We start from the raw sequence: 23,811 nt of genomic DNA, 5'->3' as shown, positions 1-23,811 counted from the left end.
ATAGCTATTATTTGTTAAGATTCACATTTTGTTTCTGTGTTTTCATTATTCATAAATTTTTAGTTTTTTTATTAGATCATTAGAAGTAAATAAAAATATTCTCCAGTCACACTACCAGAATCGATTTCATCCCATATTCCAGACCGGGACGAAAATGACCGTGTTTCTATTTATCGAGCGGTTTTACTTGCCGATAAATCTCGACAGCTGACTGCTTCACAATTATTTAATTTATTTTTCTCTACATTAGATTTTATTAATTTACAGTGCAAAATGACGGAAAATGCTCTTGAAACAAACGAGGACACTGAGCCATGCTTGACAATATGAAACTCAACCACAAGATCTATGGTGGTTTTGGCATCATCATTGCCATACTCATTACAATTGCAGGGATGTCGGTGTACTCGAACACCGGCAATCAATCCGATTTCTCGGATTATCGCAGTATTGCCCGGCTGACCAATGAAGCGGGCCGCGTGCAGGCAAACATGCTGGAGGCCCGGCTGGCCTTCACGAAATATCAAACCACCCAGTCTGCCGAGAATCTTACCGCTTTTGATAGGCGCCTGACCACCGTCAAGGAGAGCGCCGTCACGCTCGCAGGCATGGCGCGCACAGATGTGGAAAAGGCTGCGACTTCAGGATTTACGACCGCAGTTTCAGATTATGAAAATGGCTTCAAAGCCGTGGTCGCCGCACAAACGGAACGCGACAAACTTGTAGATGAAAGCCTCGATGTCATCGGGCCGAGGCTCCAGAAATCCATGAATGACATTCTTGCTGATTTTGACAGGACTGGCAACACCGAGGCGGCCTATGAAGCCAGCGTGTTCCAAACCTCGACATTTGTCATGCGCTTGGCCACTGCAAAATACCTGTTGAACAACGAAACCAAGGATTTTGAAAATGCGCTGGCGGCAGGCCAGGATGCATTGGCCAACAGCAGCGCCGTTACCGCCGCCATTACCAGCCCGGACCGCCTCCAGCAGTTCAAGGCCAGTTTGGATGATCTCAACACCTATATCGGTGACTTGAAAAAGACCCAGGCGGTCATCACCAAGCGCAATGCCGTCATCACCGATGTCATGAACGTCGTTGGTCCAAAACTGGGCAAGGAAACCGAGGATTTGAAACTGATCCTGAAGAAGGAGCAGGACACGCTCGGCCCTCGCATCGATGAGACAATGCGCGATTCGATCACCACCGCCATTATTGTCGCCGCACTCGCCCTGATCCTCGCCTCCGTGCTGGCTTTCATAATCGCCCGCAGCATCAGCCGTCCGATCTTTGCAATCACCTCGGCCATGGGCAAGCTGGCCGACAATCAACTGGAAACCGATATTCCGGGCCTCGCATACGATAACGAGGTTGGGCTGATGGCCAAGGCCGTCAATGTCTTCAAGCAGAATGCCATCAAAATTCGCCAGCTGGCCGCCCAGGACGCTGCCTTGCAGCAGAAAAATGCCGATCTGCAATCCGATATTGCCACAGTCGTCTCAGCAGCGGTCGCCGGTAATTTCACCAGCCGCATTACCAAGCACTACGACAATCCGGATCTGGACGCCTTTGCCCATAACGTCAACACGCTGGTCGACTCCGTGGATAAGGGCATAGCAGAGACCAGGCGCGTTGTGTCCGCCCTTTCCAATGGCGACCTGACGGAAGCCATGAACGGCAAATATCAAGGTGTGTTTGCCGAACTGCAAACCAATGTCAATGACACCATGACCAAGCTGCGGCTGCTGATGGAACAGGTGCGCCAATCCGCAGATGTCATCAACGGCGGCGCCGACGAAATCCGCCAGGCCTCCAACGATCTGTCTCGGCGGACAGAGACCCAGGCGGCCTCGCTGGAAGAGACTTCGTCGGCCCTGGAAGAAATCACCGTAGCGGTCAAAACCTCGACCGAGCGGGCGCAGGAATCCAGCAAAATGGTCTCTGAAGCCCGTCATTTTGCCGAGCAATCCGCAAATGTCGTCCAGGACGCGACAGCCGCCATGAGCCGTATCGAGCAAGCCTCCAACGAAATCACCCAGATCATCAATGTGATTGACGAGATTGCTTTCCAAACCAACCTTCTGGCCCTGAACGCCGGGGTTGAGGCTGCCCGCGCTGGCGAGGCCGGCAAGGGCTTTGCGGTTGTCGCGCAGGAAGTCCGCGAACTGGCGCAGCGGTCGGCCACCGCTGCCAAGGACATCAAGGCGCTGATTACCAAATCGTCGAATGAAGTGGAAACAGGCGTGAGGCTGGTAACCGGCACCGGGGAAGCGCTGAAGGAAATCCAGCAAAAGGTCATCGGCATTTCCACCCAGGTCACGTCGATTGCCACGGCTGCAAACGAGCAATCGACGGGCCTTAGCGAGGTCAACACCGCCGTCAACCAGATGGACCAGATGACCCAGCAAAACGCCGCCATGGTCGAGGAAGCTGCTGCCAGCACATCGAAACTGGCCGAGGAAACCGTCAACCTGCTCAACCTGATCTCGCAGTTCAGGGTCCACAAGGCCGACCAGGGCATGCGGCGCGCCGCCTGATCGGAATCAGCTTGCAAACCACGTGACACGGCAGGGCAGACGCCCTGCCGTGTCATTTAAGGAATTATGAAGCAGTCAACAGGCGAACAATGTCCTGCCGTTGCTTCAGCGTTGCTGCTAAGTTTTCGCGCACCCTGGCGACGATGGCAGCCGGTGCTGTTTCCGGTGTTCCCGCCTGAAAGGGGGGAGCCGGTGCATATTCCAAAGCCAGTTGAACCGTTTGGGCCACATCCTCACCGATCAGGGCCGCAAGAACGGTCAGGCCAAAATCAATCCCGGCTGTGACCCCGCCTGCGGTTATAACATTGCCATCGGTGACGATCCGGCCCTGCGTCGGAATTGCTCCCAATGGAGCCAGCAGGTGTTTTGACGCCCAATGGCTGGTGGCTTTCTTATCCTTCAGCAACCCCGCCGCCGCCAGCACGAGTGATCCCGTGCAAACAGAGGTGACAAAGGCTGCATCTGGCGCTTTTTCCCGGAGGAATGTCAGCACATCCTCATCTTGCATCAAGGCATCAATGCCTTTTCCGCCCGGCACGCAAATGACATCCAATCGTGGGCAATGGGCGAAAGTCACTGTTGGCGACAGCGCTAAGCCTGTCGCTGAGATGATCTGCTCCAGGTCTTTCCAGATCAGATGCACGACAACATCCGGCGCAGAGGCAAATACCTCAAATGGACCCGTCAGATCCAGCTGCTGAACATTCGGAAAGACGAGAATTCCGACATGAAAGGTCATTTTCATTCCTTATCGAAGGGCGCCATCAGAGTGGCAGGGTGAGCGCACCGAATTTTTCCGCTTTGGCATAAACGCGCGCGTGAACGTCAAACACCGCACGGGTCTCCTGCGAGGATTGACACGGACACCCTAGCCGAAGAAGAATTGGCATAATTGCCAACAATCACTCGGATTCTGCCAATCCATGCGTATCATCGATATTCTCGGCTTTGAAAGCGCCCAATTGCTCGACATCACCGGCCCATTTCAGGTGTTTTCCACCGCCAATGAAGAATTGAGCCTGCTGGGCAAAGCACCTGCCTATCAGGTGCGTTTGGTTAGCAAGACCGGGCACGTTACGACCAATTCTGGCTTGGCCCTTGCCAGCCAGCAGCTTTCAAAGACAGATCAGCCAATCGACACGATGATTATTTCGGGTGGGCGTGGCGTCAACGCGGCCTGCCGTGATCAGGAACTTCTGGACTGGATTAGCACCAAGGCCGCCCATGCCCGCCGTGTTTGCTCGGTCTGTAGTGGCGCATTTTTGCTGGCTGAGGTTGGCTTGCTGGACGGGCGGAAGGCCGTCACCCATTGGAACCGCTGTGCGGAGTTTTCCGAACGCTTTCCGCAGGTCAAACTCGACCCGGACCCGATCTTTCTTCAGGATGGCCATATCTGGACATCCGCCGGCGTCACTGCGGGAATTGATCTGGCGCTGGCTCTGGTGGAGGCCGATCTTGGCCGAAACCTTGCTCTTGCTGTTGCACGCGAATTGGTGGTCTTTCTTAAGCGACCCGGCGGACAGTCACAGTTCAGCACCATGCTGGCTTTACAGCAAGGGAGCGACCGGTTTGACGCTTTGCACAGCTGGATTCTGGATAATCTGCGTCGTGATCTGTCGGTGGAGACGCTCGCCAACCATGTTCATATGAGCACGCGCAGCTTTTGTCGCCATTACCTCAAATCCACCGGACGAACGCCAGCGCGGGCCGTGGAAGAAATAAGGGTGGAAGCAGCAAGACGTCTGCTGGAACAGGGTGTCAGTGTTGCACAAACACGGCTGCGCTGTGGGTTCGGCGCGGATGAAACCATGCGCCGAAGCTTCTTGCGTATGCTCTCCACGCCCCCCCAGGCTTATCGCGAGCGGTTTTGAAGCAGCGGCAGGGCGTATTCACTGGGAAAATATGCCCCATGCCATCAGGACTTTTTTAATTTACCTTTGCGGAGGCTCCTATAAAACGAAGCCCAGACGTTAGACAGGAGTTTATAGTGCCATCAATTTTCGATAGCGATCAACATTCAGCTGCTTCCCAGGCCGATAAAACATCCGAACGACTGCAAGGCAACACTCCCACTCAGCACGATGACCGCCCCCCCAACTCAACACCGGCTGGCGCAATCAATGGCTGGCGTGAACAATGGTGGCGGATCGTCGATATGAAGATCGGCGTCGTTCCCGTTCCAATTTATATTCTTCTCTTCGTATTGATTGCCGCCTTCGCCGCGACCGGCAAAGTGCCCTCCGACCTGACGATGTCGATTGCCATTCTGTCCTTTGGTGGCTTCTTCTTCATGCAGCTGGGTCGCTGGCTGCCATGGCTCGGTATGATGGGCGGAGCGGCGATCCTGTGTTTTGTCGTGCCGTCTGCCATGGTGTTTTACGGCATCATTCCGCCGCCGGTCGCCGAAGCGATCGACAGTTTCGTCAAGAGCTCCAATTTCCTCTACATGTATATTGCCGCCATCATTGTCGGCAGCATCCTCAGCATGGATCGTAGCGTGCTGATTGCCGGGTTTTTCAAGATTTTCGTGCCTTTGGCGATCAGCTCGATAACTGCCATGCTGGTTGGTACCCTGGTCGGCGTGATCATGGGCATGACCGTCGAGCATAGCCTGTTTTTCGTCGTCCTGCCCATCATGGCCGGAGGCCTCGGCGAAGGCGCAATCCCTCTGTCCATGGGCTATTCCGGCGTTCTGTCTCAGCCGCAAAACGAGATTTTCGCGCAGATTATTCCCGTCGTCATGCTGGGCAGTTTTACAGCAGTGGTGATTTGCGGCCTGCTGAATGTGCTCGGCAAACGCTATCCTCACCTCACCGGCGAAGGCCGGTTGCAGGCGGGCCTGCTGAATATCGACATCAACGGCAAAAAGCCGGGTGAACAGCCTGTGGATCGCGCAATGATTGCCACGGCGGGCGTCACCATCATCACCTTCTATCTGGTGGGTGTTCTCGCCCAGCGGCTTCTGGATTTTCCAGCCCCGATCACCATGCTGTTTCTGGTGGTGATTGCCAAGCTGGGTCAATTGGTCTCGCCAAGCCTGGAAGACGGTGGACGAGAAGTTTACGCGTTTTTCTCGCGCATCGTGACCTGGCCCCTGCTGTTTGCCATGGGCATTTCCTACACGCCGTGGCAATCGTTTATCAGCGCCTTTACCCTGCAAACGGTGGTCACGGTGGTCAGCACCGTGCTGACATTGATCGGCACCGGATTTCTGTCTGCCCGCCTCGTCAAGATGTTTCCCATCGATGTCGCCGTTGTGGTCGGCTGTCACAGCGGCCAGGGCGGCACCGGCGATATCGCCATTCTGACCGCCGCCAACCGGATGAGCCTGATGCCGTTTTCGCAGATCGCCACCCGCATCGGCGGTGCCATCACGGTCACCTGCGCCATCCTGGCCTTCCAGCATCTGGCTTGAATGCGAAAACGCCGCGCTGGTGCCAGCGCGGCGTTTTCGACTCAAAAGTTGCTCGTATTACAGCTTTGCCATGTATTTCGGCAATTCAGCAACGGTCGGCACAACGATCAGCGTCTTGATGTCGCCGCGCTTGTAGGCCGCCAGGAAGCGCGGATATTCCTGGAACACCACGCAGCCACTGGAATCGCCACGCACCCGCAGCAGGAATGTATGGGTGAGGAAGCCATCACGGCCATACATATTGTTGCCGCCAACAGGCGTCATCCGCAAGGCCTCGACACCATGGAACAGGCTTTCACGCAGGGTCAGCCGATAGACATTGGGCGGGGTCGCACCACGGTTCTTGATATGGACGGAGCGTGGATTATCGCGATTTTCGCCACGGCCGGAATGGGCCACCAGCTTTTCACCATTCGGCATATAGACCGTAGCGCTGGAAATATCATAGACGGCGACACCGCTACCGCGACCGGGCAACGAGGCGCGCTTGCGGAAGATCGACGGGCTTTCATCGTCGTCCATCACCTCTTGTGAGCGGGCATAGGCCATCACTGTCTTCGGCGCGGTTTTTTCCGGTGCAGATTTCAACGGAATGGTCTTTGGCTGTGGCTGTGGCCGGGCGGAGGTTTCGGTATCAGCGTCGGTCTCAGGCTTGGGCGCAACCAGGACTTCACGGAAGGGGTCGCTCTTGGGCCGGTTGATCGGTGCTGGCACCACATCCGGCAGCATAGCCACCTGCATCGGCTTGGCGGCAGGCGGTTCAGCCGAGGCAATAGTGGTCGGGCCAGCTTGTGACGGAGCGACGGAATCGCGGCTGCGGTCGGCGACCAGGGCGGTTGCGACCGGCTGCAATTGCGCGGACAAGGGCTGGTTTATCTGGCCAAGCGGCGGCGCCGTCTTCAGGATAGCCTCAGCCACCTGTTGCGGCGGCATCAAGGTTGGTTGAACTGGCTGCGGCTTTGCCGCCACGGCCTCGGCAACCTGGCTGCCGGTATCGTTGCTCCAGCGCTGCGCCAATGCCCGTTCGGCAATGGAGACGGCCAGCGCCTGTTCGAGAATTGCGCGTCCAGCGAGGTCAAGCGGCCTGGAAACCGGTGTGGAAAGGGCCGCGATTTCGTGGCGGACCTGCGCCATCTTTTCCTTCACCACCTGGGCAGATCGGACTTCGTCCCGCCGTACAGCGGCGACAGGCGGCTTTGGCAAGACCAGGCTATTGCGGAATTCCGCCGCCATATCCCTCGAAAAGGGAGAGGAGACAGAGGCTTGCGAAAACCCGACACCGTGCAGAGTGCCGAATGCCACGGCGACCCAAAGACCGGCGGCAAGGCTACCGCCGACAAGCGCCGCGCCGGACATCAGCCTGGGAACCAGGACGGATTTTGCGCGCCCTGAGCTTCCGGTGCCCGACCTGCCAGTACTGGGAAAGAAATCGACCGCGAACGCCATACTCACAACTCGTACCCAAACAGCCGGTCAGCGGCTGGCGGCTCAACGCCGCAACTTTTTACCAAGGCTGGAGGATAGCCAAGCATCCCCGCCTTCAAGAGAGTGCAACTGTCTCAAATGCTTGCCGCGCCTGAGACCATCGCCCTGAAGATCCGGTCCAGAAGACCCAGTCCATCGGCAACAAGCACCGACTGTCTTTAAAGGATGAAGAAACTTGGTAACCAAAGTGTTTACAAAACCCGGTTTTTATCATCGCAATGTCTCATATTCGTGCGGAGAGAGGAAACACCACGGACTTGCGGCATTTTTATCGCTGCGCGCAGGAGCGAGCCTTTAAGGCTGAACTGCACAAACTCCCGGATGAGGCTTAGGACCTGAACGTCAAGGCACATAGCGCATCGATATGGATGCTGCTCCTGATCTTCAATATTATCAATCGGTTGAGATATAAGAAAAGGAATGGACATCCCATCCAACGGCCCGAAGCAGCTCTCCGGCAAACAGCAAAACGGGGAGCTGATGCTCCCCGCCAATGTCTCTGATATTTAAAGTTTGGTACGCTACCGTACAAAGCGCTTACTGGCCAAAATTGCCTCGCCTGCTGTCATTACCAGGTGCGAACATCCAGAACGCGGTCACGATGGGCCGGATGGGTGCTGAACACGAAAATCCGATCCAGCTCCTTCTGCGTCAACAACCGCAGAAAACGAATCTCGGCGGTATTGTTGGAAAAGGTCTTCATCAACAAGCCGCCTACCTTGTTGATACGGGCATCGGGAATGTCCAGGTAGAATTGCTTGGGAAGATTGAATTGCGTCAGCAGGGAAATCAGCGCGCCGCTTTGAGAAATACGGATGATGTCACACCGGCGCGACGCCATATGGCTCATGCCTTTCTCGGTATATTCCAAGCGCCCGGAATTCATGGTGTCTTCCATGCGAAACCGGCCTTCCCGGTCATACATGAAAGACTCTTCCCTGCGCAGGTAATTTGATTGACCAGCTGCCGTACTCATAACGCTTACCCCATTCACGCCCTTACTGTTCACAGGCTAGGGGAACGAACTTAACAGAAAATGGAGAAACCAGTTTGCCCGCCCCCTTGGCGAGCCTGCCTTTTTTACCATAGTTAATGCATGGGAAATCAAGCGCGATTAACGCTTGTAGCTTTGCCCCTGCGCATCAAAAAGATGTAGCTTTTCACTATCTGCCGCAAAGCGCAGCCGCTCGCCCCTGGCAACCTTGGCAATGCCCGGCAGTTTCACCACCACCGGCTGCCCCTCGACCGGGCCGTCGACATAGAGCATTGTCACCTCGCCCAGGGCCTCGACCAGGGAAACTGTACCTTCAAACAGCGCCGGACCTTCGGCGGCAATGGTCAGATCTTCCGGCCGCACCCCGAAACTGGCCGCCTTGCCCGCATCTTCTGTAGGAACAGCAATCGGCACCGACAGGGTCGAACGATCCTTGAGCGCGATACACGTTTCAGACCCCGCCTCAACGATGGTGGCCGGCAGGATGTTCATGGCGGGCGAACCGATAAACTGGGCAACGAACAGGTTGGCGGGGCGCTCGTAAAGCTCCAGCGGCGCGCCGACCTGTTCAATCCGGCCCGCCGACAACACGACAATCCGGTCGGCCAGCGTCATCGCCTCGACCTGGTCATGGGTGACATAGATCATCGTTGTATCGGACATCTGCTCGTGCAGACGGGCGATTTCAATCCGGGTTGCGACACGAAGAGCGGCATCGAGATTGGAGAGCGGTTCGTCGAACAGAAAGACTTTCGGATCTCGGCAGATCGCCCGGCCAATGGCCACACGCTGGCGCTGGCCGCCCGACAAGGCCTTGGGCAAGCGGTCAAGATAGGGTTCCAATTGCAGGATGGCGGCGGCGGCGCGCACCCGCCGTTCGATTTCCTGTTTGCTTTCACCGGCGATCCGCATGCCGAAAGCCATATTGTCATAGACGGTCATATGCGGGTACAGCGCATAGGACTGGAAGACCATGGCAATGCCGCGCTTGGAGGGCGGCACGTCATTGACGATCTGGTCATCGATGCGCATCTCGCCGCTGGTAATGTCCTCCAGTCCGGCAATCATCCGCAAAAGCGTGGATTTGCCGCAGCCGGACGGACCGACAAACACCACGAACTCGCCCTTGGCGATTTCAAGATCGATGCCGTGCAGCACCTTGACCTGTCCATAGGCCTTGCGGATGTCTTTCAGGACCAAGCTTGCCATTGTCCTCCCCCTCCTCGTTTTAGGATCTGCCCGGCTCGCCATGAGCCGGACAGATGACCGTTTGTTAGTCTCAATGTTTAACCGTGACCGAACCAGGCACCCCAGGCCGGAAGGCTGATCTTGCCGCCTGCGACACTCCCGGCAAAACCATGGCCCTCCAGAGCCTGCCAATTTCCATCCGGCAAAGACAGTTCAGCCGGTTCGGCAGACATATTGAAGCCGCACAAGACTGTCTCGCCGTCCAGGCTACGGGAATAGACGAGGGCAGTCTCCGTGACCGTATGGAAGGCGATCTCGCCCTTGATCAGCGCTGGCTGCGTTCTGCGGAAATGCAGGAAACGCCGATAGTGTTCCAGCACGCTGTCGTCATGCCCCTCCTGGACATGGACGGCGTTGAGGCTATGCTCGACCGGAATCGGCAACCAGGTTTTGTCGGCGGCGCTGAAACCGGACTGCTTGGCCAGCGTATCCCAGACCATCGGCGTGCGGCAACCGTCGCGCCCCTTGAATTCCGGCCAGAACTGGATGCCGTAAGGGTCCTGCAGGTCCTCAAAGGAGATATCGGCTTCGGTCAGCCCCAGTTCCTCGCCCTGATAGATGCAGACCGAGCCACGCTGGGTCATCAACAATGCGGCCATCTGCTTGGCGAAGGCGGCACGGTCGGCAACGTTGGCGCCCCAGCGGCTGACATGGCGCACCACATCATGGTTGGAAAAGGCCCAGCAAGCCCAGCCCTCAGGCGCAGCTTCCTGAAAGGCCTTCTGGGTATTGGCGACCAGCGCCGGTGTGACCGGATCGGGCGCGAGGAATTCGAAGGCATAGCACATCTGCATCTTGTCGCCGCCCGACGTGTATTGCCCGGCAATTTGCAGCCCGTATTGGCTGTCTCCGACTTCGCCAACGGCGGCAATCGCTGGAAACTCATCCAGGACAGAGCGAAAGCGCTTGAGGAATTCCAGGTTTTCCGCCTGGTTCTTGTCGTAGATATGCTCCTGGAAATTATAGGGATTGACCGCCGGTGCCGTCGCCGCATTGCGGCGCTCCGGGTCCAAGGCCGGATTGTCGCGCAAGGCTAGGTCATGAAAGTAGAAATTGATGGTGTCCAGACGAAACCCGTCAACGCCACGCTTCAGCCAGAACCGGACAGCATCAAGCACCGCCTCCTGCACATGCGGATTATGCATGTTGAGATCGGGCTGCGAGGTCAGGAAGTTGTGCAGGTAATACTGCATCCGGCTCGGGTCCCATTGCCAGGCAGACCCGCCGAAAATCGACAGCCAATTGTTCGGCGGCGTGCCATCGGGCTTGGGATCAGACCAGACATACCAGTCGGACCTGGCATTGATGCGGCTGGAACGGCTTTCGACGAACCATGCATGCTGGTCTGACGTGTGGGAGATCACGAGGTCAATCATCACCTTGATACCAAGGCGATGGGCTTCGGAAATCAGCGCGTCGAAATCGTTGAGCGTCCCGAACATTGGATCGACATCGACGTAATTGGACACGTCATAACCAAAGTCCTTCATCGGCGAGGTGAAGAACGGCGAGATCCAGATCGCATCGGCACCGAGGCCTGCCACATGTGGCAGGCGGGCGGTGATGCCTTTTAGATCGCCAATGCCATCGCCGTTGGAATCCTGGAAAGAGCGGGGATAAATCTGATAGATGACCGCGCCGCGCCACCAGTCCTTGTCCGGCATTGCGACACTATCGGAAGCAGCAGTCATGAATATCTGTCCTCTTGGAAATTTAGGCCTGTTGGGGATTTAGGGAGGAAGGAAAAACAAGCCGTCGAAAACGCGATCAGCCACCCTTGACGGAACCGGCCAGCAGACCGCGCACCAGATAGCGTTGCAGCACGAAAAACACCAAAAGCGGCACGATAATGGTGATGAAGGCAGAGGCCGTGAGAATTTCCCAATTGGCGCCACGCGAGCCGAGCAGGTTGACGAGGCGGCCGGTCAGCACCAGTTCCTCGTTGCCGGTCCCCAGAAACACCATGGCGACCAGCAGGTCGTTCCAGGTCCATAGAAACTGGAAGATCGCGAAGGACGCCAGCGCCGGATAGGACAACGGCAACACGATCTTGATGAAGATCTCAAAATCGCTGGCGCCGTCCACCCTTGCCGATTCCATGATTTCACGCGGCAATCCGGCGATGTAATTGCGCAAGAGATAGATGGCGAGTGGCAAGCCAAAACCCATATGAGCCAGCCAGATGCCAAGATAGGTTTTCGACGGCACCCCGAAAAACGCCCCGACATCATTGTAGATCCGCAGAAGCGGGATCAGCGACATTTGCAGCGGCACGACCAGCAGGCCGACAATACCCGCAAGCAAGAGAGAGCGGCCCGGAAAGGGCATCCAGGCCAGCGCATAGGCGGCAAAGGCCGCCACAAGAATGGGAATAATGGTGGCGGGAACGGCAACCGTCAGCGAATTGATGAAGGATTTGCCAATGCCCTCGGCATTCAACACCGTGCGATAGTTGTCGAGGCTGAAACGCGGCGGCTGCTCGGCCGTGAAGAAAATACGCTGGCCACGCGATCCCTCGAAAGATGCATTCGAGGTCAGCTTGAAGGTACCGTCTGCGGCCACCGTCAACGTTTGGCCGTCCTTGAGCTGGGCCGTAGCACCCGCTTCGAATTCCTCCGGCTTCAGGCTGGATGTGCCGAAAGCACTGACCGTGCCCGACCCGCCCTCCAGCACATTGCCGGATATTGCGTAAGCTGCGCCCTCCTGGCGCTGCGCTTCGCCACCGGGGGCGCGAAAAATGCCTTTCTGGCTGGAACTGGTCAGCGCCGTCCACCAACCGGAGGCGACGATCTGGTTCTTGTCGCGCAGGGACGTCACCAGCAGGCCGATGGTTGGGATGGTCCAGACCAGCACGAGCAGCAAGACAGTCGTATGAACCGCAATATTCAGCGGAGAGAGAACCCGTGTGCGCATCTCAATGGCCTCCCATTTCCCGGCGTGCATTGCGGATATTCCAGATCATGATCGGCACGACCATCAGCATGATGACAACGGCAATGGCAGCCCCTCGACCGAAATCCCCGCCGCCTCGGAACATCCAGTCAAACATCAGGTTGGCAAGAACCTGGGTCTGCCATTGGCCATTGGTCATGGCCAGCACGATATCGAAGACCTTCAGCACCAGGATGGTAATCGTCGTCCAGACCACGGCAATCGTACCCCAGATCTGCGGCACCTTGATCTTCATGAAAATCTGCCAGGGATTGGCGCCATCGATCACCGCAGCCTCGATGGTTTCCTCGGGAATGCCGCGTAGGGCCGCCGACAGCAGCACCATGGCAAAGCCGGTCTGAATCCAGATCAGGATGACCATCAGGAAGAAATTGTTCCAGAACGGCAGGGAAATCCACACCTGCGGCGTGCCGCCGAACCAGACGACAATGGCGTTGAGAAGGCCGATCTGCTCGGCATTCGCGTCGCGGTAATCATAGACGAATTTCCAGATGACCGAGGCGCCGACAAAGGAAATCGCCATCGGCATGAAAATCAGCGACTTGGCGATATTGCCCCACCAGATGCGGTCGGTGAGCGCGGCAATCACCAGGCCGAACAGGGTGGCGCCGGTCGGCACCACGATCAACCAGAGGATATTGTTGAAGATCGATTCCCGGAATTCACGATCGAAAATCATCCAGCGGTAATTGTCGAGACCGACAAACTGGGTGCCGGACCGGTCGTAGAGCGAATAGGCAATCGACGAAAACAGCGGATAGACCAGATAGATGCCGAGCGACAGCAGCGCCGGGCCGAGAAACAGCCAGGGCCGGATCTGGCCTGCGATCCGCAGATTGCGGGAGGCGCGGGAAAGATCCGGGATATTGGCGGGAAACAGCCGGTCGAGAATGAAGTTCGACCCGAAGAAATAGGCCAGCGCCGCACCCACGCCGATAACGATGGTAATCGATGCGTATAAAAGCTGTTCCACGGACCCGGCCTCCCAACCCGTCTTATCAATATGGATGCCCGGGTATCGCAGCTGATTGAGGCTGCGATACCCGGGCGATTGCAGCGTTACTTCAGGCCGTCCCAGGATTTCTGGATGCCCTTGGCGACTTCGTCGGCGGATTTGCCGCCAGCATAATCGACCATGGCGGTCCAGAAAGCGCCCGCACCGATCTTGCCCGGCATCAGGTCGGAACCGTCAAACCGGAACGTCGTGGCATCAAGCAGGATCTTGCCCTGTTTCTTCAAGGGGTCGTTGGCATAGGTTTCCTGGTTGGCCGCCTTAAAGGCGGTCAGGAAGCCGGATTGCGCCATCCAGACCTCATGGGCGATCGGGGTCTTGATGAAGTCGATAAAGGCACGCGCGCCGGGCGAATCCTTAGTGATCATCGCCAGGGTGCCAGCCCCCTCTACCGGATTGCCGAGTTCAGGCTTGCTGGCATAATTCGGGGTCGGGAAGAAATCGACATCCTGACCAACGACCGTACCTTGCGGGAAGAAGGACGGAATGAAGGATGCCTGATGATGCAGGTAGCATTTCGGCGGAGAGGTAAACAGGCCCTTCGGACTATCGCGGAAATCGGTAGATGCCACGCCCGCCGCACCGCCATCGACGAATTTCGGATTGCGCGAGAACCAGCCATAATCCTCGATGGCCTTCACCACTTGCGGATCGTCAAACTTGATCTCGTTCTTCACCCATTTATCGTAGACGTCAGCCGGATAGAGCCGCAGCATCATGTCTTCGACCCAGTCGGTCGCGGGCCAGCCCGTCGCACCGCCGGAACCCAGACCGATGCACCACGGCGTGCCGCCATCGGCAGCGATCTTTTCGGTCAGCGCCTTCAACTCTTCCATCGACTTGGGCACGTCATAGCCAGCATCCTCGAAATTCTCAGGCACATACCAGATCAGCGACTTGATATCGATCTTATAGGGGAAGCCATAGATCTGCGGCTTGCCGTCCTTCCCCTTGAAGGTGGAAAGATCGACCCAGGACTGACCGGCGGAGAAATTGTCCTTCAACCATTGTCCATTCTCCTCACCCAACGGCGTCAAGGCACCCTTGGAGGCGAGATCGGCGACCAGACCGGGCTGGGCGAGAATGGCGACATTGGGCGGGCTGCCGGCCTGGGTATCGATAACGATCTGCTGCTCGTAATTTTCCGAGGAGGAATATTTCACGTCGGCGCCAGTGGCCTTACGGAAATAGTCGAGCACGCTTTCAAACAGCGCCTGGTCTTCGCCACGCCAGGGGCCGAAAATCGTAATGGTCTGGCCCTTTAACTGGTGAGACTTGGAGAATTCCTCATAGCTCTTCCAGTTGAACCTTGCATCTTCTCCCGGCTTGAACTTCAGCTCGGCGCTGTTTGCGCCGCCTGCAACCAGGCATAAAGCGGCAATCCCCATAAGCAGATGTTTTTTCACGAAAGTCCTCCCTTTATTCAATATCCCAACGTCTGTTTCCATGGCCTGTTTCCCGAGCTGGGACGATCCTGCCATCGCCATCATCCAGCTTCCAAAGCGCTTTGGTGGGCAAACATCTCCATTGCTCGTGGCAGAGTCAAGCCTTTTCAAAAAGACGAAACCATTCTGTCTCCTTAAAAATGGAGCAGCGACCGGTTTGGGAAAGGGATTGGGTTTAAAAATAGATTTTCGATTTGCAGCCCGCGCCTCTGCTGATAATTTGCAAGCGCTTTGGGCGCGGGAGACCCGAGCGAAGGGAGAAATAAGCCTCGTGAATTTGAAGCAATTGTCGCAGCTGCTCGGTCTGTCGCAGACGACGATCAGCCGGGCGTTGAACGGCTATCCGGAGGTCAATGAAGAGACCCGCCAGCGCGTTGCCAAGGCCGCTGCCGAGACCGGCTATCGGCCAAACCGCGCGGCCCTGCGGCTGGCAACCGGCAAGGCCGGTTCACTCGGGCTGGTCATGCCGATTTCCCCGGAACGCAGCTCCGACATCCACTTCGCGGAATTCCAGAGCGGGCTTGCCGAGACCTGTCTTCAGCATGAATTTCACTTCGTCATCATTCCGGCCCATCCACAGGCGGAAGAGCAGGCCATTCGCGGTCTAGTCGGCAGCGGCGCCGTGGATGCCTTTTACCTCGCCTATCTCCGGGCCAGTGACCCCCGCATTGCCATGGCGAAATCACTTTCGGTGCCTTTCATCATCCATGGCCGCTCGCAGGGCATACCGGAAGACTATCCCTATCTCGATATCGACAATGAAGGCGCCTTCAGGCAAGCAACGGAGCTGCTGATCGGGCTTGGCCACCGCCGATTTGCGCTTTTGAACGGTCCGGCAGACCTCGATTTCGCCCTGCGCCGATTGCAAGGTGCGCAAAAGGCGCTTGCAGCCGCAGGCCTTGGCCTGCCGCCGGAGGCAATCAGCCACACGTTGATGACTGATGAGTGGGGCTACCGGAAAATGAGCGCCCTCCTTCAAGGGCCGGATCGTCCAACGGCAGTGCTTTGCGCCAGTACGGTGTTGGCGCTTGGGGCTGTGCGGGCCATCAACGATGCCGGGCTGACGGTGGGCCACGATATTTCGCTGATCGCCCATGACGACGATCTGCCGCTGCTAAAGCCGGAACATTTCCGCGTACCGCTGACCACGACGCGCTCGTCGCTGAGAGATGCTGGAAGGCGGGTGGCGCAACGGCTGATCGCCGACATAGCCCAGACCCCGGCGGGGCCTCCCCTCCAGGAAATCTGGCAGGCTGAACTGGTCATCCGGGCCTCGACTGGCCCGGCGCCTGGAAAATGACTCAGAATTTCGGCGGCTGCTTGCCTGCGCCACGATAGGCCGCAATCACCGTATTGGCCATCAGCATGGCGATGGTCATCGGGCCGACGCCGCCGGGAACGGGAGTGATGGCACCCGCCTTTTGCGCGCAGTCTGTAAAGGCGACATCGCCGACCAGTTTGGTCTTGCCCTCGCCTTTTTCAGGGGCGGCGACGCGGTTGATGCCGACGTCGATCACGGTCGCGCCCTCTTTCACCCAATCGGCCTTGACCATTTCAGCTCGTCCGACCGCTGCCACCAGAATATCGGCCTGGCGGGCCAGGGAGGCCAAATCGCGGCTGCGGGAATGGGCCATGGTCACGGTTGCATTGGCGTTGAGCAGCAATTGGCCCATCGGCTTGCCGAACAGGTTGGAACGACCAATCACCAGCGCATTCAGACCGGAAAGATCAGCCCCATGGATCTGGCGCACCAGCAGCATGGCACCTGCGGGCGTGCAGGAAATCAGCCCGGTTTCGAGATCACCGGTCGCCAGCTTGCCGGCATTGACCACATGCAGTCCATCCACGTCCTTTTCCGGCAGGATGGACTGGATGACCGCCTCGCTGTCGAAATGCTTGGGCAGTGGCAATTGGACGAGGATGCCATGAATGTCTGGATCGGCATTGAGGCTCGCCACAAGATCCAACAATTGCTGCTGGCTGGTCTCCTCCGGCAAGGTATGCTGAACCGAATTAAAGCCGCATTGCTTGGCCATCCGGCCCTTGGACCCGACATAGGCGTGGCTGGCCGGATCATCGCCGACGATGATCACGGCAAGACCGACCTTCTGGCCGCTGTCTCTTTCGAATGCCTCGGAACTGATCCTGACGGCCTCAATGACCGATGCCGCGACCTGTTTTCCGTCAATCACCGTTGCCACGTCTGGTTTCCTCTTGCTGAAAGCGATAGGAGCCGGTCTACCGGCTCATGGGGGAATGAATGGTAGCTACCATTCCCGTCTCCGCTTTCAAAATGCAAAACCAGTAATTCGGATCAAAATTTGGCATGGTCGCGATCAACGCCATCATTGCTCGGCAGAAGCCCTGTCGCGGCGGGCCGACAACTTGAAGCGCAGCACATGCAAGAGGAAGACCGGAATACCGATCAGATAACGCCGCCACAACCGGCTCGGCTCGCGCGTCAGCCGGTAAAGCCATTCGCAGCGGATTTTGCGCATCCACCGAGGCGCACGCGGCATGGTGCCGGACACGAAATCAAACAGCGCGCCGACCCCGAACACCACCCGCGCATGGTCTGGCTTGATATGCTCGGCGATCCATTTTTCCTGTAACGGCGTTCCCATACCGACCAGCAGCACATCAATCTTCGCGGCCGCCAGCCGTTCCAGGATGATTGGCAGTTCCTCATTGTCAAAAAAGCCATCGGCCACCGGGACGAACTCGTGCCACGGGGCATGTTTGCGGAAACGGGCGACAGCACCGGCGAGCACGCCGGGCTTTGCGCCGATCAGGCCGATGCGGCGCGGCTCTTCCATATAGGTAAACAGCGCAGGCACGAAATCCGTGCCGTTCAGATTGGCCGCAAAGGGCTCGCCGTCGAAGATGCTCGCCGCCAGATCCATGCCGATCCCATCAGGCAGAACGATATGCGTTTTAAGGACATCGCGATAGGCGGCATCCTTCAGCATGATGTTGATATTGTTGGCATTCAGGAAGGAAACCTGCGCATGCGCGCCAGGCGTTGCCGCATATTGAGCGATCAGGCTGAGGCCGGAAACCCAGGAAAGATCGAAGATCGGCATGCCAAACAGGATCTTTTTCGGGGCAATCTGCTCTGCGGTTGAAATCAGGTTCATCGGGTGGAACTCATCATCATGATGGAGGCGACCCCAGTCTCCGGCCAGATCCTGGCGAACCCTATGAATAAGGCGCGCCGTGCTGATCTGTTCATCAGCATCTGCGACAGGGGCTTTGCGCGTGGTAACTGTGTTCATAAACATGACAAGCCAGATTGAAACCATGCGCAGAATAACAGGCAGGCATAAAATCCGGCTTAAGTAGCCCGCTAGAAATACAGGCTTTTCGTTTATACTTCGTTTACCGCGATTGCTCCAGCCATGTCTCTCATAAGAAGGCGCGAAGATGTGAACCCCATCCTCGCCCTCAAAGGATTTCGAATATCTCAATGCATCAAACGCTTGAAATAGTCGAAACCGGAGTACCAACTGCCATCTTCAATGGCCGTTCGTATCAATGTGCAGGCGCGGCACCTTCCGGGGCCTTCTCTCCTTCAACGATCTTGACCGCTGGCAGCAGCTTCGGCTTGCCGCCACCACCTTCGCGGATATCGTCCTTGCCGAGGAAGTCAAGCTGCTCGATCAGCACGTCATTGATGACATCGCTGCCGAGGCGTTTGTTGATGCCGGTCTTGATGGCCTGCTTGAAACCGTCAACATCGAGCTTGGTCGATTTCGACAGATCAACCATCGAATTGCCGACCAGCAAGGTAAACAATTGGTCTGTCATCAGCTCCGTCATCGGCATCTGCATGGCGCCAGCTTTTTCCTTGTCGACCATGAAGGAGAACCGGCCAATGAAATAGCCTTTCACCTTACCATTTTCGAGAAATGGCACAGTGATGGCTTCTCCGCGCACCACTTCAGTCGGCGGCGCCTTGACCTCTTCGACCGGCGGTGGCGCGGTGGCCACCTGGATGGAAAAGTAAACGGCGACGAGAGCGACGATGCAGGCCCATACGCCGGCAATGACAATCTTGACCATTAATTTTCTCTGTAGAGAAACTGTTCCTGGGAATAGGTACCATCATTATCGGCATCCTGAACAGCGCTGCGCAGAATATCGGCCACCGCGCGCACGGCATCCAGATGTGCCTCGACTCGTCTTGCGTTCAAGGCCAGCTTTTTCTTCAGCCCATGCATCTGCTCGACATAATTGATGGCAATTTCCTTGGGATCGGTATCGCGAAACAACATTGTCAGTTCGTAAAGGCAGCGGCTTTTGTGGGCGTTCGAGACCTTGAAATCAAACTGCGGATCCTTGCCGATTCGATGATTTTCGTTGTCGACAATCATTTCGAGACGACCGAGAACGGTCTTGATCCGGTAGTCGTTGGACACATGTTCCATGAAAAATCTGTTCCTTGAATTCCGACCGCCAAGCGCCTGCGCTGTGGCGCCGGGGCTGATGTCACTTTTTAATCTGCGCATATTTTTATGTTGAGCCCAGTCGCAAGGCAGGCATCCCAAGGGATGGGGGATAATCGTGCACTGCTACAAACTGCGTGCCTCAAGGCGATAAGATCAGACTGTGGCTGCGCCAGAGAAGGGCACCTTCACCGTGTCAGTTGCCTCATCGGAACCCGCAAGGCCGAGTGACTTGCGCTCGATCTCGTCAAGCCGCATCTGCGCCATGTTCTGCTGAGAGGGGTCTGTTGTGGCGTTCTGGGCGCCCTTGCCCCGCAATTTCGCCATTTCATCGGCATACATCTGCTTGGCAATGCCAACGCCACCACGCTCGGAAATGGTATTGCCGATCTGCTCGGCCATCATGCTTTTCCAGATTTCACCGGCATTGCCCTTGCCAAAAACAGCTTCACTATCCTTGGGCAGCATGTTGGAAATGAAATTCTGCAACACGATACCTTCATATTGCCGGTAAGGCTTGGGAATATCGCTCGCCTTGATCGTATTGGTGGCGCGATTGGCCAACCCTGCCTTGGTGGATGCGCCGTCGTTCAAAGTGTTCATCGCCACTTCGAAACCGGCGCTTTTTTCGTTCAGGCTGGCGGCCTGCACGCTGGCGCGTGCCGATTGCAGCCTTTGCTGGGCCTCTGCCATGGCAGACGGTTCGGCCGCCCGCACAACATCCATAACAAGATCGCTTGGAGGAGAAATAGCCACGGTGTTCGTTCCCTGAAAATCAACTGGAACCACTATCTCTCGTGAAGCTTGCTGGAGGCTGGTGTGGCAAATGTCAGGTCAATCAGATCCTGAAGCGCTTCGTCCTCGGCCTCGCGATCCTCGTGTCCGCGCGCCTCAATCATCTTGTCTTGCAGCCGTTCCGCCTTGGTGCGCTGGCGCAGAACCTTGTTTTCCTGCACCCGCTGCACATCGGCCATGCGTCGGTCATCGCCCGAAAGCCGGTCGAAGCGATCCGCATAGGATTGGGCAAACAGCCTATGCACCGGGTCCATCGAACCCAGCGCCTCGATCACCCGTTCGAGGCCGGCGGCAATTTCCTGGCGCTGGCGCGCGGTCTCGACGAGATCGTTCTCGGCGATCTTTTCCAAATGCCGCTGCACAGCCACCAGCCGCTTCAATTTCTTGGATTTCTTATCGGGTCCCATGACACGGCCTCATCGAGAGCATCGCACTCATCCCTGGTATCCCTGGCTCTGTCATGTCAGCGCCCCTCTCATGTTAGAGCATCTTCGCTTTTGAAGGATGAAAAATCTCTAACTCTCTCTTATTTAAGCATTTCCCGGCGCAAAACCGCGCAACACTTTTGCTGGAAATGCTCTTTGTTTTACGCATTTCCGGACGCAAAATCGCATTCCAGTCTTCCCTGATAGACTCTAATGCCCCAGAAAGATCGGTATGAAAGCATCGGCAAACTGGCGCATCATCACCCCGATCGACCAATAAACGAGCAGCATTCCCCCGGTGATAAGATAGGGGGTGGAGATGTAGTAGACCGGGATCTGCGGTGCCAACTTGTTGACCAGGCCGACGCCGAGATTGAACATCAGGCCATAGATGATGAAGGGGCTGGAAAGCCGCAGCATCAGCATATAGGTCCGCGAGGCGGTATCCGTCAGTGTTATCAGCATCTTCTGGGTATCGGGCACGCCGCCCATCGGCATAACCGTATAGCTGTCGATCAGCGCCCGGAAGATGACATGGTGAAAATCCATCATGAACAACATCATCAGCCCGCAAAAACTGATCATGTTGGTCATCTGGTTTTCGGCACCGTCTTCCAGAACATCCGCCGTGGCGGTGCTGTTGAAACCGATCATCATCGTCAAAATCGCACCGGCAAATTGCAGGCCCAGCGTGAAAAATCGGGTAATCAGACCAAAGACCGCGCCGATCAGCGTTTCCGTAAAGATCAACGCGACAAAAATGGAGCCGCCACTGCTCACCTTGGGATACACGGTATCCCAGACAAGCGGCGTGCAAGCAATGGAGACCGCGACCGCGACCAACAGGCGGATCTGGGTGGGAATGCGCGAGGACGCAAAACCCGGCATGGTCATGAAACAGGAACCGATACGGCAAAACACCAGGAACAGAGCCAATACCGATCCTTGCGGATCAGTGATCATGAAATCGATCCCAGGATCTTGATTTCGATGCCTTTGGCCAATTCGACATGTGACAGCACCGGCAAGGTTGCAAACAAGCGTTCAATAATCATGCGCACATAAGACCGCGTTTCCGGCGACGTGACAAGCACGAAAGGCAGGCCGCGGTCCATGAATTCACGGATAACCCGGCTTGCCTGCTCGCTGAACTCTTCCAGCGAACGCGGGTCGATATCGAATTCGACAACCTCACCCTTGTTGTCGCGCTTCAGGGCCTGATGGAAGACCAGATCCCATTTGCTGCCCAATCGCAGGACCCGCAGCACGCCATTGTCGGTCAGATCGCCGCACAATTGCTGAGCCATGCGCACACGCACATGCTCAACGATCTGCTCGGTCTTGCGCACATGCGGCGCCAGTTCTGCCACAGCCTCGAGGATCAGATGCAGGTTACGGATCGACACCCGTTCGGCCAACAACAGTTTCAACACGGCTTGCAAGCCTGAATAGGACATATGCGAGGAGCAGATTTCATCTGCCAGCTTCTTATATTCAGGATCGAGCCGATCGATCAGGATTTTCACGTCCTTATAGGACAAGAGCTGAGGCAGATTGTTGCGGATAACCTCGCTCAAATGGGTCAGTACGACAGAGACATTGTCGATCGGATGAAAGCCTTCGCGCTTCAAGTCTTCGGTAAAGGCTTCCATGATCGAGACGGCTGGCATGCCAAAGGCCGGTTCGCGAATTTCGTCACCGGGAATGCGCGGCTTGCGGCCATTGCCGGTGACAACAAGCACTTCGCCAACCCGCAACAGGTTCGAGGCGATGGTCGTGCCATGGACCCGAATATGATAGGATTTGTCCGGGATGCCGATATCATCCGTCACCTTGATTTCAGGCACGACAAAACCGTATTGGCTGGCGAATTTCTTGCGCATCTTGCCGACGCGGAAAGCAAGTTCCTGATGCGAGCCAAGCAGTCGGGTCGAAACCAGCTTGCCGAGCGCCAGCTCGATCTCTGAGGTTTTCAGCACGCTCTTGACCGAATCCTTTTCGGCTTCCTTGTTCTGAATGACCTTCTTTTCCTCGACTTGCCGCTTGGCAAGGTTCACGGCTTCCACCTGACGGGGAATGTACCAGCTACCGAATGCCATGAGACCGCCCAGGATCACGAAGGGCAGCAAGGGCAGACCCGGAATGATCGCCAGAAGGAACATCAGGCCAGAAGCAACCGACAACGCACGCGGATAGCCGCTCAACTGGTTGATGACAGCTTCGTCCGTGGACCCGGCATTGCCGCCACGGGTGACGAGCAGGCCGGCAGCGAGCGAGACGATCAGAGCGGGGATCTGCGAGACCAGACCATCGCCCACCGAGAGCTTGACGAACACATCGGCTGCTTCGCTGATAGGCATACCATGGCGGAAGTAACCGATGATAATGCCACCGACGATATTGATGGCGGTGATGATCAGACCAGCGACCGCGTCGCCGCGCACGAATTTCGAGGCACCGTCCATCGCGCCGAAGAAGGAGCTTTCCTGCTCCAGTTCTTTGCGCCGGCGTTGAGCTTCGCTTTCCTCGATGATACCCGCCGAGAGATCGGCATCGATCGCCATCTGCTTGCCGGGAATGGCATCCAACGTGAAGCGAGCGCCCACTTCCGCGATACGGGTGGCACCCTTGGTGATGACGATGAAGTTGACGGTGACCAGGATGGCAAACACGATCAGACCGATCACGAAATCGCCGGACATGACCAGGTTGGCAAAGCCGGCAATGACGCTGCCGGCCGCATCATGACCCTGATGACCATGCGACAGGATAACCCGCGTCGTCGCGATATTCAGCGACAGGCGCACCATGGTCGAAATCAGCAGAATGGTCGGAAAAGAGGAGAAATCCAGCGGCCGTTGTATCCAGAGCGATACCATCAGGATCAGAACGGAAAGGGCAATGGAAAACGCCAGCCCCATATCGATCAGGAAGGGTGGGATCGGCAGAAAGAGAATGCAGAGAATAGCGACAATGCCCATGGCAAAGCCGATTTCTCGGCCGCGATTATTGGCAATTGTCGGAAGTGAGGTCGTCGGTGCTTGCGCCATGTCCTGTT

The 23,811-nt window shown here is 56.8% G+C and carries 20 protein-coding genes; 4 read left to right on the top strand and 16 right to left on the bottom strand.

Features of this window, described 5'->3' with window-relative positions; translation table 11 throughout:
* Window positions 1–314 precede the first annotated feature (314 nt).
* Window positions 315–2,537: a methyl-accepting chemotaxis protein gene (locus G6L01_RS01420; RefSeq protein WP_070163579.1), complete on the top strand. Its 2,223-nt coding sequence runs from the start codon at window positions 315–317 to the stop codon at window positions 2,535–2,537.
* A gap of 64 nt (window positions 2,538–2,601) precedes the next feature.
* Here G6L01_RS01420 and G6L01_RS01415 read toward each other — a convergent pair whose 3' ends face one another.
* Window positions 2,602–3,276 (bottom strand): DJ-1/PfpI family protein, encoded by a 675-nt coding sequence (locus tag G6L01_RS01415; RefSeq protein ID WP_070163586.1) that lies wholly within the window; start codon window positions 3,274–3,276, stop codon window positions 2,602–2,604.
* Between the two features lie 184 nt (window positions 3,277–3,460).
* On the opposite strand from G6L01_RS01415, the gene G6L01_RS01410 reads away from it, so the two are divergent.
* Both G6L01_RS01410 and G6L01_RS01405 read left to right on the top strand, forming a co-directional pair.
* Complete coding sequence (locus tag G6L01_RS01410) at window positions 3,461–4,408, top strand: GlxA family transcriptional regulator (protein WP_070163578.1); 948 nt, start codon at window positions 3,461–3,463, stop codon at window positions 4,406–4,408.
* 116 nt (window positions 4,409–4,524) lie between these two features.
* On the top strand, window positions 4,525–5,952 hold the full coding sequence (locus G6L01_RS01405; RefSeq protein ID WP_081343952.1) for a 2-hydroxycarboxylate transporter family protein: 1,428 nt from the start codon (window positions 4,525–4,527) through the stop codon (window positions 5,950–5,952).
* A 57-nt stretch (window positions 5,953–6,009) separates the two neighbouring features.
* Here the strand turns inward: G6L01_RS01405 and G6L01_RS01400 are convergent, their stop codons facing one another.
* The 7 genes from G6L01_RS01400 to G6L01_RS01370 form a co-directional block, all read right to left on the bottom strand.
* Entirely contained in the window at window positions 6,010–7,398 is a 1,389-nt protein-coding gene (locus G6L01_RS01400; RefSeq protein WP_081343951.1) for a DUF2778 domain-containing protein, read from the bottom strand.
* A 607-nt stretch (window positions 7,399–8,005) separates the two neighbouring features.
* Entirely contained in the window at window positions 8,006–8,413 is a 408-nt protein-coding gene (locus G6L01_RS01395) for a hypothetical protein (protein ID WP_081343950.1), read from the bottom strand.
* Window positions 8,414–8,551: 138 nt separating this feature from the next.
* Complete coding sequence (locus G6L01_RS01390; protein WP_070163575.1) at window positions 8,552–9,640, bottom strand: ABC transporter ATP-binding protein; 1,089 nt, start codon at window positions 9,638–9,640, stop codon at window positions 8,552–8,554.
* A gap of 77 nt (window positions 9,641–9,717) precedes the next feature.
* Complete coding sequence (gene bglA, locus G6L01_RS01385; RefSeq protein WP_070163574.1) at window positions 9,718–11,370, bottom strand: beta-galactosidase BglA; 1,653 nt, start codon at window positions 11,368–11,370, stop codon at window positions 9,718–9,720.
* 76 nt (window positions 11,371–11,446) lie between these two features.
* Window positions 11,447–12,592 carry a carbohydrate ABC transporter permease gene (locus G6L01_RS01380; protein ID WP_070163573.1) on the bottom strand — a complete coding sequence of 382 codons (1,146 nt, stop codon included), beginning with the start codon at window positions 12,590–12,592 and terminating at the stop codon, window positions 11,447–11,449.
* A gap of 1 nt (window position 12,593) precedes the next feature.
* Window positions 12,594–13,604, bottom strand: a complete 1,011-nt coding sequence (locus tag G6L01_RS01375) for a carbohydrate ABC transporter permease (protein ID WP_070163572.1) — start codon at window positions 13,602–13,604, stop codon at window positions 12,594–12,596.
* A gap of 86 nt (window positions 13,605–13,690) precedes the next feature.
* A complete protein-coding gene (locus tag G6L01_RS01370; protein WP_070163571.1) occupies window positions 13,691–15,049 on the bottom strand; it encodes an ABC transporter substrate-binding protein in 1,359 nt (452 codons plus the stop codon).
* Window positions 15,050–15,359: 310 nt separating this feature from the next.
* Here G6L01_RS01370 and G6L01_RS01365 point away from each other — a divergent pair, with 310 nt between their 5' ends.
* A complete protein-coding gene (locus tag G6L01_RS01365) occupies window positions 15,360–16,388 on the top strand; it encodes a LacI family DNA-binding transcriptional regulator (RefSeq protein ID WP_070163570.1) in 1,029 nt (342 codons plus the stop codon).
* Between the two features lies 1 nt (window position 16,389).
* On the opposite strand, the gene folD is transcribed toward G6L01_RS01365, so the two are convergent.
* The 8 genes from folD to flhA all read right to left on the bottom strand — a co-directional run bounded on the left by folD (window position 16,390) and on the right by flhA (window position 23,803).
* Entirely contained in the window at window positions 16,390–17,289 is a 900-nt protein-coding gene (folD, locus tag G6L01_RS01360; RefSeq protein ID WP_070163569.1) for a bifunctional methylenetetrahydrofolate dehydrogenase/methenyltetrahydrofolate cyclohydrolase FolD, read from the bottom strand.
* A gap of 144 nt (window positions 17,290–17,433) precedes the next feature.
* The gene (locus tag G6L01_RS01355; RefSeq protein WP_234892039.1) at window positions 17,434–18,363 is read right to left on the bottom strand and encodes a WecB/TagA/CpsF family glycosyltransferase; all 930 of its coding nucleotides are present in this window, start codon (window positions 18,361–18,363) and stop codon (window positions 17,434–17,436) included.
* 256 nt (window positions 18,364–18,619) lie between these two features.
* A complete protein-coding gene (locus G6L01_RS01350) occupies window positions 18,620–19,150 on the bottom strand; it encodes a flagellar basal body-associated FliL family protein (protein ID WP_070163568.1) in 531 nt (176 codons plus the stop codon).
* On the bottom strand, window positions 19,150–19,515 hold the full coding sequence (locus G6L01_RS01345; RefSeq protein WP_070163567.1) for a hypothetical protein: 366 nt from the start codon (window positions 19,513–19,515) through the stop codon (window positions 19,150–19,152). Before G6L01_RS01345 ends, G6L01_RS01350 begins: the two co-directional genes overlap by 1 nt.
* A 174-nt stretch (window positions 19,516–19,689) precedes the next feature.
* Window positions 19,690–20,289, bottom strand: a complete 600-nt coding sequence (locus G6L01_RS01340) for a rod-binding protein (RefSeq protein ID WP_070163583.1) — start codon at window positions 20,287–20,289, stop codon at window positions 19,690–19,692.
* A gap of 32 nt (window positions 20,290–20,321) precedes the next feature.
* A complete protein-coding gene (locus G6L01_RS01335; protein WP_070163566.1) occupies window positions 20,322–20,735 on the bottom strand; it encodes a hypothetical protein in 414 nt (137 codons plus the stop codon).
* A 228-nt stretch (window positions 20,736–20,963) separates the two neighbouring features.
* The gene (gene fliR, locus G6L01_RS01330; protein WP_070163565.1) at window positions 20,964–21,716 is read right to left on the bottom strand and encodes a flagellar biosynthetic protein FliR; all 753 of its coding nucleotides are present in this window, start codon (window positions 21,714–21,716) and stop codon (window positions 20,964–20,966) included.
* Entirely contained in the window at window positions 21,713–23,803 is a 2,091-nt protein-coding gene (gene flhA, locus G6L01_RS01325) for a flagellar biosynthesis protein FlhA (RefSeq protein WP_070163582.1), read from the bottom strand. The genes fliR and flhA overlap by 4 nt, the downstream gene beginning before the upstream one ends.
* Between the last annotated feature and the right edge of the window lie 8 nt (window positions 23,804–23,811).

The organism is Agrobacterium vitis (genome assembly GCF_013337045.2).
GTDB lineage: Bacteria > Pseudomonadota > Alphaproteobacteria > Rhizobiales > Rhizobiaceae > Allorhizobium > Allorhizobium vitis_B.
Note: the sequence above shows the minus strand (reverse complement) of the source record. Positions and strands in the feature narration are given on the sequence as shown.